The sequence below is a fragment of the Acetobacterium fimetarium genome (assembly GCF_014284475.1).
Classification (GTDB): Bacteria; Bacillota; Clostridia; order Eubacteriales; family Eubacteriaceae; genus Acetobacterium; species Acetobacterium fimetarium.
This window is the reverse complement of the sequence record NZ_WJBC01000009.1, coordinates 88,746-103,968: the sequence shown is the minus strand read 5'-3', so window position 1 is coordinate 103,968 and position 15,223 is coordinate 88,746. Positions and strand designations below refer to the sequence as shown.

At 43.7% G+C, this 15,223-nt stretch carries 15 protein-coding genes; all 15 read right to left on the bottom strand.

Going from position 1 to position 15,223, the window contains the following annotated elements:
• Positions 1-8: 8 nt before the first annotated feature.
• Positions 9-923 carry a tRNA pseudouridine(55) synthase TruB gene (truB, locus tag GH808_RS07980; protein WP_186842252.1) on the bottom strand — a complete coding sequence of 305 codons (915 nt, stop codon included), beginning with the start codon at positions 921-923 and terminating at the stop codon, positions 9-11.
• Entirely contained in the window at positions 910-1,878 is a 969-nt protein-coding gene (locus GH808_RS07975; RefSeq protein ID WP_186842251.1) for a DHH family phosphoesterase, read from the bottom strand. Before GH808_RS07975 ends, truB begins: the two co-directional genes overlap by 14 nt.
• Positions 1,862-2,263 (bottom strand): 30S ribosome-binding factor RbfA, encoded by a 402-nt coding sequence (gene rbfA, locus GH808_RS07970; protein ID WP_186842250.1) that lies wholly within the window; start codon positions 2,261-2,263, stop codon positions 1,862-1,864. The genes GH808_RS07975 and rbfA overlap by 17 nt, the downstream gene beginning before the upstream one ends.
• 38 nt (positions 2,264-2,301) lie before the next feature.
• Entirely contained in the window at positions 2,302-4,515 is a 2,214-nt protein-coding gene (infB, locus tag GH808_RS07965) for a translation initiation factor IF-2 (RefSeq protein WP_186842249.1), read from the bottom strand.
• A gap of 28 nt (positions 4,516-4,543) precedes the next feature.
• Complete coding sequence (gene rnpM / locus GH808_RS07960; protein ID WP_186842248.1) at positions 4,544-4,819, bottom strand: RNase P modulator RnpM; 276 nt, start codon at positions 4,817-4,819, stop codon at positions 4,544-4,546.
• A gap of 67 nt (positions 4,820-4,886) precedes the next feature.
• Positions 4,887-6,116, bottom strand: coding sequence for a transcription termination factor NusA (nusA, locus tag GH808_RS07955; RefSeq protein WP_186842247.1), 1,230 nt, complete (start codon positions 6,114-6,116; stop codon positions 4,887-4,889).
• A 19-nt stretch (positions 6,117-6,135) separates the two neighbouring features.
• Positions 6,136-6,627, bottom strand: coding sequence for a ribosome maturation factor RimP (gene rimP / locus GH808_RS07950; protein WP_186842246.1), 492 nt, complete (start codon positions 6,625-6,627; stop codon positions 6,136-6,138).
• Positions 6,628-6,793: 166 nt separating this feature from the next.
• A complete protein-coding gene (gene frr, locus GH808_RS07945; protein ID WP_186842245.1) occupies positions 6,794-7,351 on the bottom strand; it encodes a ribosome recycling factor in 558 nt (185 codons plus the stop codon).
• Between the two features lie 3 nt (positions 7,352-7,354).
• A complete protein-coding gene (gene pyrH, locus GH808_RS07940) occupies positions 7,355-8,065 on the bottom strand; it encodes a UMP kinase (RefSeq protein ID WP_186842244.1) in 711 nt (236 codons plus the stop codon).
• Between the two features lie 101 nt (positions 8,066-8,166).
• The gene (gene tsf / locus GH808_RS07935; RefSeq protein WP_338000871.1) at positions 8,167-8,811 is read right to left on the bottom strand and encodes a translation elongation factor Ts; all 645 of its coding nucleotides are present in this window, start codon (positions 8,809-8,811) and stop codon (positions 8,167-8,169) included.
• A gap of 31 nt (positions 8,812-8,842) precedes the next feature.
• Entirely contained in the window at positions 8,843-9,664 is an 822-nt protein-coding gene (gene rpsB, locus GH808_RS07930) for a 30S ribosomal protein S2 (RefSeq protein ID WP_186842243.1), read from the bottom strand.
• 172 nt (positions 9,665-9,836) lie between these two features.
• Positions 9,837-11,243: an ATP-dependent protease ATPase subunit HslU gene (gene hslU / locus GH808_RS07925; protein WP_186842242.1), complete on the bottom strand. Its 1,407-nt coding sequence runs from the start codon at positions 11,241-11,243 to the stop codon at positions 9,837-9,839.
• A gap of 17 nt (positions 11,244-11,260) precedes the next feature.
• Positions 11,261-11,791 carry an ATP-dependent protease subunit HslV gene (gene hslV / locus GH808_RS07920; RefSeq protein ID WP_186842241.1) on the bottom strand — a complete coding sequence of 177 codons (531 nt, stop codon included), beginning with the start codon at positions 11,789-11,791 and terminating at the stop codon, positions 11,261-11,263.
• Between the two features lie 29 nt (positions 11,792-11,820).
• The gene (topA, locus tag GH808_RS07915; RefSeq protein WP_186842240.1) at positions 11,821-13,890 is read right to left on the bottom strand and encodes a type I DNA topoisomerase; all 2,070 of its coding nucleotides are present in this window, start codon (positions 13,888-13,890) and stop codon (positions 11,821-11,823) included.
• A gap of 123 nt (positions 13,891-14,013) precedes the next feature.
• A complete protein-coding gene (gene dprA / locus GH808_RS07910; RefSeq protein WP_186842239.1) occupies positions 14,014-15,108 on the bottom strand; it encodes a DNA-processing protein DprA in 1,095 nt (364 codons plus the stop codon).
• Between the last annotated feature and the right edge of the window lie 115 nt (positions 15,109-15,223).

Genomic DNA, 15,223 nt, shown 5'->3' with positions numbered 1-15,223 from the left:
TTTTTTCCTCACAGTAATTTGCTGGGTTTTACGTAGTTTTCATCCTCAATGCAATAAAACTTGCCCATTCCCACCAGTTTTTCATCATCATACAGCCGGATGATCTCGGCCGGTTTAAAATCATCAAATGGCTCGACGACATTCCATTGATAAAGTTTGTTCCCATTGATCAAATACTTTCGCCCGGCCTCGGTTGCCGTGATCCGTTTGTATTTGTCGAGCGAATAGGCCAGCGGATAAATATGCGCATCGAGCTGGTCGTCCGTCATTTTTTCTTCGATTTCAGACAGTTTAAGCGCCTCATCAATCATAAACTCGCCGACCTTGTGTCGGATCAGGCTGCCCATACACCCGCAGGTCCCCAGCGCGATCGCGATATCGCGGCATAGTGAGCGCATATAGGTTCCCTTTGAACAGGCGACCAGGATTTTGCCGCGTTGCGTCTGCTCATTGAATTCCAGTAATGTAATCGCAGAGATCTCGACCAGGCGGCTGGGAATATCGACTTGTTCGCCATTTCTGGCATAGTGATAGAGCTTTTTGCCGTTGACGCGAATCGCCGAATAGATGGGAGGAGTCTGGGAAATGGTTCCGCAAAACTGCACCAGTGCTTTTTCGAAGTCCGCCCGGGTAATGCCCCTGTCCGGTTTTTGATTGATCACGGTCCCCGAGGTGTCGCAGGTGTCGGTTTCGATTCCCAAGACCACTTCCGCTTCATAGACTTTTTCGTGATCGGTAATATACTCGACCATTTTTGTCGCCCGGCCAATACAAAGAACCAGAACGCCTTCAGCATCTGGATCAAGCGTTCCGGTATGTCCTATTTTTTTTGTCTGCAGGATTTTTCGGGCTTTGAAGACGACATCGTGGGATGTCATGCCCTTTTCCTTATAGATATTGAGATAACCATTATATTGTTTCATCTTGTTCACACTGAGTTTGATAGACTTCCATCAGATCATCCTTGATCTCTTGAATATCCCCTCTGAAATTAAAGCCGGCTGCCCGTTCATGACCGCCGCCACCGTATTTCAACGCAATTTTATGAATATCAAACGGGAATTTTGCCCGCAGCGACACCCGGTAATCACCCGGTCTGACTTCTTTCAGCAGCGCCGTAATGGCAACGCCGATGGTATTCTGACCGACATTGGCAACATCATCGCTGATGTTGATGGTGCCACCGTATTTCACGATGGTATCGTAATCCAGAACCATCAACGCGATCGGCATGCTGTCGAGAATCTCCAGCGAGTGGATGGCCGCACCGGTCATCTTCATCTGATCCATGTTCTTCTGGTTGTGCAGCCGTTTGGACAGATTGGCATAGCTCGGCTTGACCTTGTAGAGCTCGCCGGCAATGATATGGGTATCGTTCGTCACGTTGGAGAACTGAAAGCTGCCCGTATCGGTGGTGATCGCTGTGAAAACCGCATCCGCCATTTCCTCGTCGATTTCCACTGCCAGAGCCTTCAGGATCCGGTACACAATTTCTGCGGTTGCACCGGTGATTTCAACACAGTTGAGATCACCATAATGCGCATTGCTTTTATGGTGATCAATCACCAGTTTCACCTTGGCTTTGGGCATGGTCTGCGGCGAATAGGCGAAACCGCTGCTGGAACAATCCAGAAAGAGAATCACATCGTAGCTTTCCTTCAGTTGCCGGTTGAAGCAGTCAATCTCTTCAAAGAAAAGCAGTTTATCTTCGATCGGCGTTTCAATATAATAATCAACCGACTTGTTCAGCTGCTTTAAACCCTTTCCCAGCGCAATGGCAGAACCAATTGCATCGCCGTCGGGTTTTTGATGAAGCAGAATTAAATATTCTTCATTTTCCTTCAGGCACGCTACTATTTCATCAGGAATCTTCTTCATTTTCTTCCTTCAATTCTTGATCGTCTTTGGTCGCTTTATTATCCTTCAGGTTTTTTAAGATTGATTCGATGTGCATGCCATATTCGATGGAATCATCAAGTTCGAATTTCAAAGCCGGAATCGAATGAACGGTGATCACTTTTCCAAGACTGGATCTTAAAAAACTTTTGGCATTATTCAACAATTCCACGACCACTTTTTTCTGAGTTTCGTCGCCAAAAACACTGACGTAGACCGTGGCCGATTTCAAATCCGGAGTTGCCTTTACTCTTGTGATACTCACATTGCTGTCTTTGATGCGCGCATCCTTCATTTTATGAATAATGATCAGACTCAATTCTCTTTGAATCTGGCCGTTTACTTTTTCGTTACGATGAGATGCCATATGATTGACCTCCTTGGCCATGGAAGATAAGGTTTTGCTTATCTTTCGATTTTTTCCATGATAAATGCTTCGATGTTGTCGCCATTTTTCAAATCGTTGTATTTTTCGATGCTGATACCGCATTCATAGCCGGTATTTACTTCCTTAACATCATCCTTGAATCGTCTGATTGAAGCAATTTTTCCTTCAAATACGACAATGCCATCGCGGATGATTCGGACATCATCATTTCTGGTGATTTTTCCGTCCGTCACGTAAGATCCGGCAATGGCACCGACGTTCGGTATTTTGAATACTTCCCGCACTTCAGCATTACCCATGATTTTTTCACGGAATTCCGGTGCCAGCATGCCTTCCATGGCTTTTTTGATGTCTTCAATGGCATCGTAAATAACCCGGTAAAGGCGAATGTCAACATCCTCCGTGTCCGCAAGCTTAACGGCATTCTTGTCCGGTCTGACATTAAAACCAATCACAATCGCATTGGAAGTGGCCGCCAGTAGAATATCTGTCTCGTTGATGGCACCAACAGCGCCATGAATCACATTGATGCGTACCGCTTCATTATCAAGTTTTTCCAGCGATTGTTTGACGGCTTCAACTGACCCCTGCACATCCGCTTTGATTACGATGTTAACATCCTGGATATTGCCGTCCTGAATCTGGCTGAAAAGATCATCCAAATTAATATTTGAGCGACGTTGTCGTTCTCCTTTTTGCATTTCTTTTCGTTTTTCGGCCAATTGTCGGGCTTCTTTTTCGTTTTCCAGGACAATAAAATCATCACCGGCTACCGGAATATCAGAAAGACCGGAAATTTCAACCGGCGTGGATGGCCCCGCTTTTTTAAGTCGTTTCCCCTTGTCATCAATCATCGCTTTGATCTTGCCGTGGGTTGTTCCTGAAAGGATACAGTCTCCCACATGCAAGGTTCCCTGCTGAACCAGCAGCGAGGCAACCGGACCTTTTCCTCGTTTCACCTGGGCTTCAATAACAGTTCCACGGGCTTCACGGGTTGGATCAGCGGTTAATTCTTCGACTTCGGACATCAGCAGAATCATCTCTAACAGCGAATCAATGCCCTCGCCCGTTTTTGCCGAAACCTGAACAGCAATGGTTTCGCCGCCCCATTCTTCAACAACAAGACCATATTCGGTTAATTCCTGTTTGACCCGATCGGGATTTGCCCCGGGTTTGTCAATTTTATTAATCGCCACCAGAATCGGTACCCCGGCTGCTTTAGCATGATTAATAGCCTCAACCGTCTGTGGCATCACCCCATCATCCGCAGCCACCACCAGGATCGCAATATCGGTTATCTGAGCCCCTCGTGAACGCATTGCGGTAAACGCTTCATGCCCCGGTGTATCAATAAAAGTAATGGCCTGTTTCTTGATGTTGACGGTATAGGCGCCGATATGCTGAGTAATGCCGCCCGCTTCGCCGGCAATGACATTAGCTTTACGGATCCGGTCAAGCAGTGATGTTTTACCATGATCAACATGACCCATAACGGTAACAACCGGCGGACGTGAAATTTCATTTTCAGTTTCTTCTTCGTCGTATTCTTCAAGAATTTTGGACACGACATCTTCGATCTCAATGGCCTGAACTTCAAGACCGAATTCGGCAGCAACAATGGCGGCTGTTTCAAAATCGATCTCCTGGTTAATGCTGACCATGGAACCTGCTAGCATTAATGTTTTGATAACATCAGTTACGCCGATTTCAAGGATTTCAGCCAGTTCACCGACCGTTACGATGTCGGGAATTTCAAAAACCTGGTTCTGCTGGACGCTTTTTTTCTTTTCGTCCTTCATCTTTTTGTAAACGCTTCGTGCTGTCTTTTCTTTTTTACTGTGGTCTCTTACTTTATTCTGTGGGCCCTGATTTGTTGCAGGTCGTTTTTTATCCGTTGTTTTTTTAGGCACATTGCCCCCTATATTGTTTTGATTTTTTTGATTTTTTTGCGGTGTCTTAGGCTGACTTTTCACAGCCGGCGCTGCCTTCTTTTCGGCATTGACCGGTTTTGGGGCCACCTTGTCCTTAATCACTTCTTTTTTACTCTCTGTTTCTAAACTCTTTTGATACTTGTCTTTGTCGAATTTCTCTTCAAATTCGGCGACTTGCTGATCAGTCAGGGCACTCATATGATTTTTCACAGGAATATTGAATTTATTTAGAATAGCCACGAATTCTTTGCTTGGAATATTATATTTTTTTGCAAAATCGTATACTCTTAATTTTGACATATTATTCCTCCCTTCAAATTTTATTATTTTATTTCATCATTTTTACTCTCTCAGATAATTTTTGTCGAACTGCTTCGACGACTTCTTTATCAACTTTTCGTTTAAATGCCCGTTCAAGGTAATTTTTAGTCAAGAACTGTTCCAGGCAGGCTTCAGATTTGCACACATATGCGCCGCGTCCATTCGCTTTTCCAGTAGGATCAAAAAAAATTTCTCCAGATTTATCTGACACAATCCTTAACAAGTCACGCTTGTCAAATTTTGAATGGCATATAACACAGGTTCTCTGTGGAATTTTTTTCATATATTACCTCTCCGATATTGCTTTAACCGATATTATATCATAAAAAGCAATAGTATTGATTAAAGCTTTAACTTTCCAGTTCCGGCTCTGCCTCCGGTTCGGAATCTGCCAATTCAATTTCTTCAAAATCATCAAGCCCGTCCAACTCTTCCGGCAGCTCAAAATCATCCGCTGATTGACGTTCCTCCTGCTCAAGCTCTTCTTTTAACTCGGCCAGGATATCATCCGGATTATCAGCCGATTTTTTTTCTGTCTGATATTTATTGACATAGTCAATTTTGCTTTTGATATCGATTTTCCAGCCGGTTAATTTAGCGGCCAGTCGGACGTTTTGTCCTTCTTTGCCAATGGCCAGTGAGAGCTGATAATCATCCACGATCGCAACGGCTGTTTTTTCATCCTGATTGGGGATGACTTGGACAACCTTTGCGGGGCTTAAAGCGTTTGAAAGATATTCTTCAACATTTTCGCTCCATTTGATGACGTCAATCTTCTCCCCTTTAAGCTCATTGATGATATTCTGGACCCGAACGCCTTTTTGTCCGACGCAGGCGCCAACCGGATCAATACTGGGATCATTCGCCTTTACCGCGACCTTGGTTCGGGAACCTGCCTCTCTTGATATCGAGATAATATCGACAATGCCATCAAATATTTCCGGCACTTCCGACTCGAACAGGCGTTTCACCAATCCAGGATGGGTTCTTGATACGTTAACCTGAGGTCCCTTAGTCGTCTTTTTGACCATCAGCAAATAAACTTTGATCCGCTGGTTAACCTCGTAAACTTCACCCGGTGTCTGTTCCGATGGCAGCATCACGGCTTCCAGTTTACCAACCTCAACATAAACCATGCCTTTTTCGACACGCTTGATGATTCCCGTCAGCACTTCATCCTGCCGTTCAAGATAATCGTTGTAGATGACATTTCGTTCGGCTTCTTTGATGCGCTGGATGATTAACTGTTTGGCATTTTGGGCAGCAATTCTGCCGAAATCTCGCGGTCGCACCTCTTTGCGGAAGATATCGCCGATATTATAGTTGATATCGATCTCTCTCGCTTTATCCAGTGAAATCTGATTCTGATCATTCTCTGGCACTTCAACTATTTCTTTCAATGCGAACACCTGAATATCACCGTTCACGCGATCGATGGTGATTTCCACGTTGTGCGCATTACCATAATTTTTTTTATAAGCCGTTGAGATTGCAGCTTCAATGGATTGAATCAATTCTTCTTTATCAATCGATTTCTCTTCTTGAATTACATCTAGAGCTCTTATAAACTCCGCATTCATATTTTTTCCGCCTTCCGTCTTATTCAGCAGTTGGTTGAGGTTTGAAATTCAACTCATCCACTCGATTTGCTTTTGCAATTTTACTCATTTCCAGTTCCAGCACTTCGCCCGTTTCAATTTCCAGCGAAAGCGTTTCAGGACTGTATGCCTTTAATATCCCCTGGAAATCTTTTTTTCCATTCAGCGGTGCAAAAAGATGAATGGCTATTTTTTGGTCGATGCACTGCTGGAAATGGCGGTCTTTTTTTAACGGGCGATCCACTCCCGGTGAAGAGACTTCTAAAATATAACTCTGTTCAATCGGATCTTTTCCATCCAGAAATTCACTGACTTTCCGGCTGACATTTTCGCAATCATCCAGTGAAATGCCTGCTGCTGAATCAATATAGAGAACCAGGTACCAGTCCTTGCCCCCTTTTTCAAAGGTAAGATCGGTCAGTTCATAGCCAGTTGCTTCCACAACCGGAGCAATCATTTCTTCTAAAAATACTTCTTTAGATTTTTTTTTCATTTTTAATCCTTTTTGTAATAATCAGGCGTCTGGCGGTTTTCACTGCGTCTCTAACAGCAGTCAGCCGCTTGCCTTTAAAAAATAGTTAAGAGTGGGTCGCCCCACTCTTAATGAAATACTATTTAATTGAATAAACAATTAAAAAATTCATCTTTCGAAAAAACAATTAAACTTCTAAAATTTCAGTTTCTTTGTCTTTTAGAATCCGTTCAACGTTTTTAATCTCGTCATCCGTTACTCTCTGGATTTCCTTCTCACCCTGTTTTAAATCATCTTCGGTGATCAGCCCTTCCTTTTGGCTGTCTTTTAAATCCTGAATGGCATGTCGGCGGATATTACGGATTGCCACTTTACATTCCTCGCCATATTTTTTAACCAGTTTTACCAGGTCTTTTCGACGTTCTTCCGTCAGCTGAGGAATCAGCAGGCGAATGATTTTTCCATCGTTGGAAGGGTTAAAGCCCAGATCCGATTTGATGATTCCTTTTTCGATGGCCGCTATTGCCGTTGCATCATAGGGCTGAACGACAATCATTCTCGCTTCTGGCGTGCTGATATTGGCAAGCTGGTTTAATCCAGTCGGCGAGCCGTAGTAATCAACCATCACTTTATCGAGTATCCGGGGATTTGCCCGACCAGCTCTTAAGCTGCCCAGACTTTCATTTAAACTCTTCAGCGCTTTTTCCATCTTTTCATTTGTGGTTGCTTTGATCTCATTTACCATCTTCTACACCTCCTGAACTATTGTTCCAATTTTTTCGCCCATAACGGCGCGCAAAATATTTTCCGGTTCGTTTAAACCAAACACGAGAATGGGAATGTGATTGTCCATACACAATGATGTTGCCGTTGAATCCATGACTTTAAGGCCTTTGTTCAGGACATCAATGTATGATAATTCGGTATATCTTTTTGCATTCGGATTGATTAGCGGATCTGAATCGTACACCGCATCAATGCTTTTTGCCAGTAAAATAATTTCGGCATCAATTTCCGCTGCTCTTAACGCAGCCGTTGTATCCGTTGTAAAAAAGGGATTCCCGGTACCTGCAGCAAAGATGACAATTCTTCTTTTTTCGAGATGTCGAATTGCTTTTCGTCGAATATATGGTTCCGCAATTTGTTTCATTTCAATGGCGGTTTGAACACGGACCGGAACGCCCATCTCTTCGAGCACGTCCTGGAGTCCGAGGGCATTGATACAGGTTGCCAGCATTCCCATATAATCCGCCGTTGATTTATCCATGCCTTCTCCACTGCGGCCTCGCCAAAAATTGCCGCCACCGACGACAATGGCAATCTCTACGCCTAATTCAAACACTTCTTTGATCTGTCGACAGATGGTTTCAATCGTTGGTGTATCGATTCCGTGACCGGCATTGCCGGCCAATGCTTCCCCACTTAATTTTATGATTACACGTTTGTATTTTGGTTCCAAAAAAATTCCCCCTTTCCTTTTCGTTCATTATATCGTAATTATCTTAAATTCACAACGCCATCAACTGTAAAAAAAGAACACGAATGTGTTCTTTTAAGAGTTTATGCTTTAATTTGTTTTGCAACTTCCTCTGCAAAGTTTTCTTCCTTTTTCTCAAGACCTTCGCCCATTTGGAAACGAGCAAATCGTCTGATTTTTACGTTCTCGCCAATGCTCATGATTTGTTCTTTTACCAAATCCTCAATGGTCATATCCGGATTCTTCACAAAAGGTTGCTCTAACAGGCAAATTTCTTTATAGAACTTGCTGATCCGTCCTTCAACCATTTTTTCAATGATTTTTTCAGGTTTTCCTTCATTCAAAGCTTGTACGCGAAGAATTTCTTTTTCTTTTTCAATTTCTTCAGCTGGTACTTCTTCTTTTGTTACATACAAAGGATTGCTGGCTGCAATATGCATTGCAACATCTTTTACGAAGCTTTTAAATCCTTCGTTTTTCGCAACAAAGTCTGTTTCACAGTTTACTTCAACCAAAACACCGATTTTTCCGCCCATATGTATATATGATTCAACGATGCCTTCAGCTGCAATCCGTCCTGACTTTTTGTTGGTTGCTGCCAGTCCTTTTTCTCTCAACAAAACCATAGCTTCTTCAATGTTTCCATCAGTTTCCACTAGCGCTTTCTTGCAGTCCATCATACCGGCGCCACTTTTGGCTCTTAATTCTTTTACTAATTTTGCGTCCACGTTTATCCTCCTGGTAAGTCTTTAATTAAAATTATTCTGCTTCAGTAACAGTTGCGGCTTCGGTAACTGTTGCTGTTTCAGCAACTGGGGCTGTTTCAACAACAACTTCAGCTTTTACTTCAACTTCTTCAGCTACAACTGGTGCAACTTCAATTTCTTCTTCGATTTGTTCTCCCTGACGGCCTTCGATGATCGCATCTGAAACAACAGACAAGATCAGGGCAACTGCACGGATCGCATCATCGTTACCTGGAATGATATAATCTATTTCGTCTGGGTCGCAGTTGGTATCAACGATTCCGATAATGGGAATCCCTAATTTTTTTGCTTCGGCGATTGCAATTCTTTCTTTCTTTGTATCAATAACAAAAATCGCGCCTGGTACACCCTTCATGTCTTTGATGCCGCCCAGGAATTTCTGCAATTTTTCTCTATCGCGTTTTAATTTAATAACTTCTTTTTTAGGCAGAAGATCAAATGTGCCATCTTCTTCCATCTGTTCCAATTCATTTAAACGATCAATTCGTTTGCTGATTGTCTGGAAGTTTGTTAAAGTTCCACCTAACCAACGGTGATTTACACAGTAGCTACCACTACGTTTTGCTTCTCTTTCGATACTGGTTTGAGCTTGTTTCTTTGTTCCAACGAAAAGAATCTCTTCGCCGTTAGCCGATAATTCCTTGACGAAATTATATGCTTTCTCAATTCTTTTTACCGTTTGCTGCAAATCAATGATGTAAATTCCGTTTCTTTCTGTGAAAATGTATGGTGCCATTTTTGGATTCCATCTTCTTGTCTGGTGTCCAAAATGCACCCCTGCTTCCAATAACTGTTTCATCGAAACACATGCCATAATCTTATTCCTCCTTGGTTTTTCCTCCATTCCCGTCAATTAAGATCATCGACCTGAAAACAGGCACCTGATGTCTCTCGGGGAATGTGTGTAATACATACTTGCTTATAATAGCACATTCAAACTCTTTATGCAAGTTTTTTCATTTATCTTAAATATTAAAACAAATAATTTAAAGTAAATACTTCTGATAATTTTCCCGTTTTTCGGCGATATTGAAAATTCGCTCGACATAATCTTTGTTGATTACAAAATCTTCCTGTTCATAATCGGATGCATAAAAAGAGATTTCTTCCAGCAGCTTTTCCATGACGGTATGAAGGCGTCTGGCGCCGATGTTTTCCTCTTCTTCATTCTGCAGAAAGGCAATCTTTGCAATATGCCGGATCGCATCCTCTTCAATGATCAGATTAACGTCTTCCGTGCGGATCAGCTCCTGATACTGCTTGATGGCTGAATTTTCAGTATTCATCAGGATTTCAATAAAGTCTTCTTCGGTCAGGCTATCCAGCGAAACATTAATCGGGAAGCGTCCCTGCAGTTCCGGAATCATATCTGATATCTTGGACACATGAAAAGCCCCAGCGCCAATAAAGAGCATATAATCGGTTTTAACCGGGCCATATTTGGTGTTGACGGTGCTGCCTTCGACAATTGGCAAGATATCCCGCTGGACACCTTCTCGTGATACATCCGGTCCGTGGTTGCTGCCATTGCCGATTATTTTATCGATTTCGTCAATAAAAATGATGCCGTTCTGCTCCGCTTCCTTGACGCCGATTTCCTGAACCTGATCCATATCGATCAGCTTCTGCGCTTCCTGGTTGATCAGGATTTTTCGTGCTTCTTTAATCGGCACCGTTTTCTTTTTCTTTTTTTGCGGCAGCATGTCACCGAAAATATCGCCCATATTAAACGACATACTGTCGTTGTTCATCCCCTGCATGATCCCGATTGTTTTTGAGCCATCGTCATCGACTTCAATTTCAATGATTTGGTCCTCCAATCGGCCTTCCGCAAGTTCTTTGGCGAGAGATTCTCTTTTTTCTTTTCGGGTCTGTTCTTTTTCGGCATCACCCGCCAGCTCAGCTTGTACGGGTGCGGCTGGCTGGCTCGGTTTCATGAACAAATCAAAGGGCGTTTTCAGCGTCTCTTTTATTTTTTTGGATGGCACCAGAATATCGAGAATGATCTTGTTGACATTCTGTTCGGCTTCTGAATAGACTTCTTTCATTTTTTCCTGTTGCACATTGCGGATCGAGGTGCTCACCAGATCCCGGATCATCGATTCGACGTCTCTACCAACATAACCGACTTCCGTAAACTTGGTTGCCTCCACCTTGATAAACGGCGCTTTGATGAGCTTTGCCATGCGTCGGGCAATTTCCGTTTTTCCCACGCCGGTAGGCCCCACTAAAATAATATTCTTGGGGGTAAACTCATCGATCAATTCCGGTGGCAGCAGCGTTCTTCGGTAGCGGTTTCGTAGCGCCACCGCCACGGCTTTTTTGGCTGCGCCCTGTCCGATAATGTAACGATTCAGTTCAGCGACTATTTTTTTTGGTGTTAATTCTTTCATCACTTATTCTTCCATTTCTATAATACTTCTACAGAAATATTATTATTCGTGAAAACGCAGATTTCAGATGCAATTTTCAGTGACTCGAAAGCCATTTCCCGGGCGCTGAGACTTGAGTGTTTTTTTAACGCCCGGGCCGCTGAAAGCGCATAGGAACCGCCTGAACCGATTGCAGCAACATCGTCATCCGGTTCAATGACTTCACCAGTCCCTGACAAGACCAGCGTTTCGGTTTTATCCATGACGATCAGCAGGGCCTCAAGCTTTCGCAGCACCTTATCCGAGCGCCATTCCTTAGCCAGTTCAATCGCTGCACGTCGCAAATTCCCATTGTATCGCTCCACCATCTGCTCGAATTTCTCGCATAAAGTGAAGGCGTCAGCAACCGAGCCGGCAAAGCCAACCAGAATTTCATCGTGATAAATTTTGCGGATCTTTGTGGCGGTGTTTTTCATAATGATATTTTCACCCATGGTAACCTGACCGTCTCCCGCGATGGCAACCTCGCCATTATGACGTATTCCAACTATTGTCGTTGCATGAAACATTTTATATCTCGCTTTCTTTCATTGATTTATTATTCCCCGGCCGGGGCGATGTATCCGCAATCCTGCTTATCGCAGTAGATTTTCTTGCGTTTGCCCAGTCCTTTTTGAAACAGTGTCGATCCGCATTGTGGACATTTTTCCGGAATCGGCAGATCCCAGTTCATATAGTCGCAATCCGGGTAATTACTGCAGGAGTAAAACGTTCTGCCGGTTTTAGACATTCTTTTGACGATATCACCGCCGCAGATCGAGCAAATTCCACCGGTCTTTTCAAAATAGGGTTTGGTATTCTTGCATTCGGGAAAGCCGGGACAGGCCAGGAATTTTCCATATTTTCCTTTTTTGATCACCATCCGGCGACCGCACAGTTCACAATCTTCGTCTGATTCAGGATCCGCGATGATGACCGACTCCGCCTTTTCCTGCGCATTGGAAAGATCTTTTTCGAATCCAGTGTAAAAATTCTTTAAAATATCTTTCCAGTTGTTTTTACCTTCCGCAACCGAGTCCAGACGGTCCTCCATTTCGGCCGTAAACGAAATGTTGACAACATCCTTGAAATATTCTTTCATCAGCTTGGTCACGGTCACCCCCAACTCCGTTGGTTTGAAGTGCTTATCCTCCACTTCAACATAATCACGGTTTTTAATGGTGGCAATGGTTGGCGCATAGGTACTGGGTCGGCCAATCCCTTTTTCTTCCAGAATTTTGACCAACGATGCTTCGGTATAACGCGCCGGCGGCTTGGTGAATTTCTGGTCTTTGGTCGTTTTTAAACGGATCAACGGATCGCCAACGGCCAGCTCCGGCAGGATGCTGTCATTATCTTTACCGCTGTTTTTGCCGACTCTGGTGAAGCCATCGAATTTCTGGGTTTCACCTTTGGTTTTAAAAATCAGGTTGCCGCAGGCGACATCCACATCGGTCACATAATACTCCGCATCGGCCATCTGACTGCAGATCAGTCTTTCCCAAATCAGTTTGTATAATTTATGCTGATCCTTTTCCAGCGATTCTCTGGCAATATCCGGAGTGATCATGATCGATGACGGCCGGATCGCCTCATGGGCATCCTGGACATTCTTCTTCTTGCTTGTCTTCTTCTCGGTTCCCAGATATTTATCGCCAAAATGCTGGGCGATGTATTCCTTGCTCTCGGCAACCGCTTCATCCGCAATCCGCGTGGAGTCGGTTCGAAGATAGGTGATCAGACCGGTCAAACCGCTGCCCTTTATTTCAACACCTTCGTAAAGCTGCTGCGCCAGGCGCATGGTCCGCTGAGTTGTAAACCCCAGGGTCTTGTAGGCTTCCTGCTGCAGGGTACTGGTGGTGAAAGGGAGCGCCGGTTTCTGTTTTCGCGTCCGTTTTTTTACGTTGTCGACAACAATTGCATTTTCCGACACAATCTGCTCTAATCGCACCGCCTCTTCGACGTTGGCAATGGTCTTCTTTTTGCCATCTTCGGAATAAAATTTCGAAATGAATTGCTTTTCGTCGTCTTCCTTTTTCAGCAGCAAATCAAGATTCCAGTATTCTTCTGGAACAAAAGCAGCGATCTCTTCTTCGCGATCGACAATGATCCGGGTGACGACGGACTGAACCCGGCCACCGCTCAATCCTTTTTTTACTTTTTTCCATAAAAAAGGACTCAGCGAATACCCAACCAACCGATCAAGAATACGACGGGCCTGCTGCGCGTTAACCAAGTCAATATCAATGTTTCGTTTATTGTCGATCGCTGCATTCACAGCTTTTTTGGTAATTTCATGAAATTCGATGCGGCATTTTGTCTCTAAATCGATCTCCAGAAAATTGGCCATATGCCAGGAGATCGCTTCGCCCTCGCGGTCAGGGTCAGTTGCCAGATAGACCTGGTCCGCTTTATTGGCAGCCGTTTTGAGTTTTTTCAGCAGCTGCGCTTTACCTCTTATTTTTATGTATTCCGGTTCAAAATTCTCTTCTATATTAATACCAATGCGACTCTTGGGAAGATCGATCACATGTCCCATAGTTGCTTCAACTTCAAAGCCTTTTGGCAGGTATTTCTTAATTGTTTTAGCCTTAGCCGGTGATTCGACAATCACTAACGTTTTCCCCATTGAATACCTCCTTTTTCTATATCTCTATCTTGATTTTTATTGATTTTTTAACGTAAACAGGCACATTATAGCAAAAATGAACGCTAAATACAAATGAATGTCTTAAAATATACCCGATGTATCTTAAACTAAAACGATATTTCCATATTTTACTTCGATAATTTCGGCAATTTCCATCATCGTCAGCAGACTGTTGACGGTATTGACCGGTAATTCCGACTGGACCACGAGCTCATCAATGGTCCGGTAGCCTTTTTTTATCAGCGTATACAGACGTTGTTCATCCGGACTTTCCAGAATTCTTTCGTCTGTTTGAATGGCGTGGTCTTTTTTTGAGCGCTGATCGATCACGATATAATCCTCCAGAATATCCTCGGGCACGGTCACCAGCTTGGCACCTTCCTTTAATAACTGATTTCCGCCAGCCCACTGCGATTCACTGATCGCCCCCGGTATCACATAGACATTCTTGCCTTGCTCCAGAGCATGATTGACGGTGATTAATGAGCCACTTTTTTTTCGAGCTTCAATGACAAGAACTCCCTGGGATAAGCCGCTGATGATTCGGTTCCGTTGTGGAAAGTGATACGGCAGTGGCTTCGCACCCAGCGCGAACTCCGATAGAATCAAGGCTCTCTCAGCCATTCGATCAAATAATTTCTGATTCGACCGGGGATAGCAAATGTCAATTCCCGTTCCCAATACGCCAATGGTACCACCGATTTCCTCAACACTTCCCCAGTGGCTCTGTCCATCGATCCCGGCGGCCAGGCCGCTGACAACCGTCATCCCAACCGACGATAATGCACTCGCGAATGTCTGGGCATATTTTTTGCCCAGCACCGTTGGATTGCGGGATCCGACAATGCCTATTTTTATCGAATCTTTCAACAGCGCTAAATCACCTTTAGCAAAGAGGCCGACCGGCGGCATATAAATATTTCGCAACGCCTCGGGAAAGAGCGGATCTTCCCGGGTCATCAGATGAATATCATTATCCTTAATATAGTCCATCGAACGATGCGCTTTTTCCAATGATTTGGACTGTTCAAAATAGTCGAGATTTTCTTTTCTGAGAATGCTTGTATTTTTCAGTGATTCACCGCTCATCGGATAAATACATTGGGGTGAACCAAATCGGTCCAACAGCAGGTTTTTTTGTTTGACCGAAATTTTTTCCAACCCCAAAAACCAGATCCAGTAAAGTGTCTCTTCCATCTCTCAGTCTCCCATCTTGAAAACGTTTATATCTATATTATCACAATTCCGGTACTTTATGAATATTTTATCGCATCAAAAAAACTTGATGCGCAAAACATCAAGTTTCAGAAAT

Excerpts from the sequence above, each read along its gene's own strand:
- truB (WP_186842252.1), bottom strand. The coding sequence starts at position 923 with ATGAAACAATATAATGGTTATCTCAATATCTATAAGGAAAAGGGCATG.
- GH808_RS07975 (WP_186842251.1), bottom strand. The coding sequence starts at position 1,878 with ATGAAGAAGATTCCTGATGAAATAGTAGCGTGCCTGAAGGAAAATGAA.
- rbfA (WP_186842250.1), bottom strand. The coding sequence starts at position 2,263 with ATGGCATCTCATCGTAACGAAAAAGTAAACGGCCAGATTCAAAGAGAA.
- infB (WP_186842249.1), bottom strand. The coding sequence starts at position 4,515 with ATGTCAAAATTAAGAGTATACGATTTTGCAAAAAAATATAATATTCCA.
- rnpM (WP_186842248.1), bottom strand. The coding sequence starts at position 4,819 with ATGAAAAAAATTCCACAGAGAACCTGTGTTATATGCCATTCAAAATTT.
- nusA (WP_186842247.1), bottom strand. The coding sequence starts at position 6,116 with ATGAATGCGGAGTTTATAAGAGCTCTAGATGTAATTCAAGAAGAGAAA.
- rimP (WP_186842246.1), bottom strand. The coding sequence starts at position 6,627 with ATGAAAAAAAAATCTAAAGAAGTATTTTTAGAAGAAATGATTGCTCCG.
- frr (WP_186842245.1), bottom strand. The coding sequence starts at position 7,351 with ATGGTAAATGAGATCAAAGCAACCACAAATGAAAAGATGGAAAAAGCG.
- rpsB (WP_186842243.1), bottom strand. The coding sequence starts at position 9,664 with ATGGCATGTGTTTCGATGAAACAGTTATTGGAAGCAGGGGTGCATTTT.
- hslU (WP_186842242.1), bottom strand. The coding sequence starts at position 11,243 with ATGAAAGAATTAACACCAAAAAAAATAGTCGCTGAACTGAATCGTTAC.
- hslV (WP_186842241.1), bottom strand. The coding sequence starts at position 11,791 with ATGTTTCATGCAACGACAATAGTTGGAATACGTCATAATGGCGAGGTT.
- topA (WP_186842240.1), bottom strand. The coding sequence starts at position 13,890 with ATGGGGAAAACGTTAGTGATTGTCGAATCACCGGCTAAGGCTAAAACA.
- dprA (WP_186842239.1), bottom strand. The coding sequence starts at position 15,108 with ATGGAAGAGACACTTTACTGGATCTGGTTTTTGGGGTTGGAAAAAATT.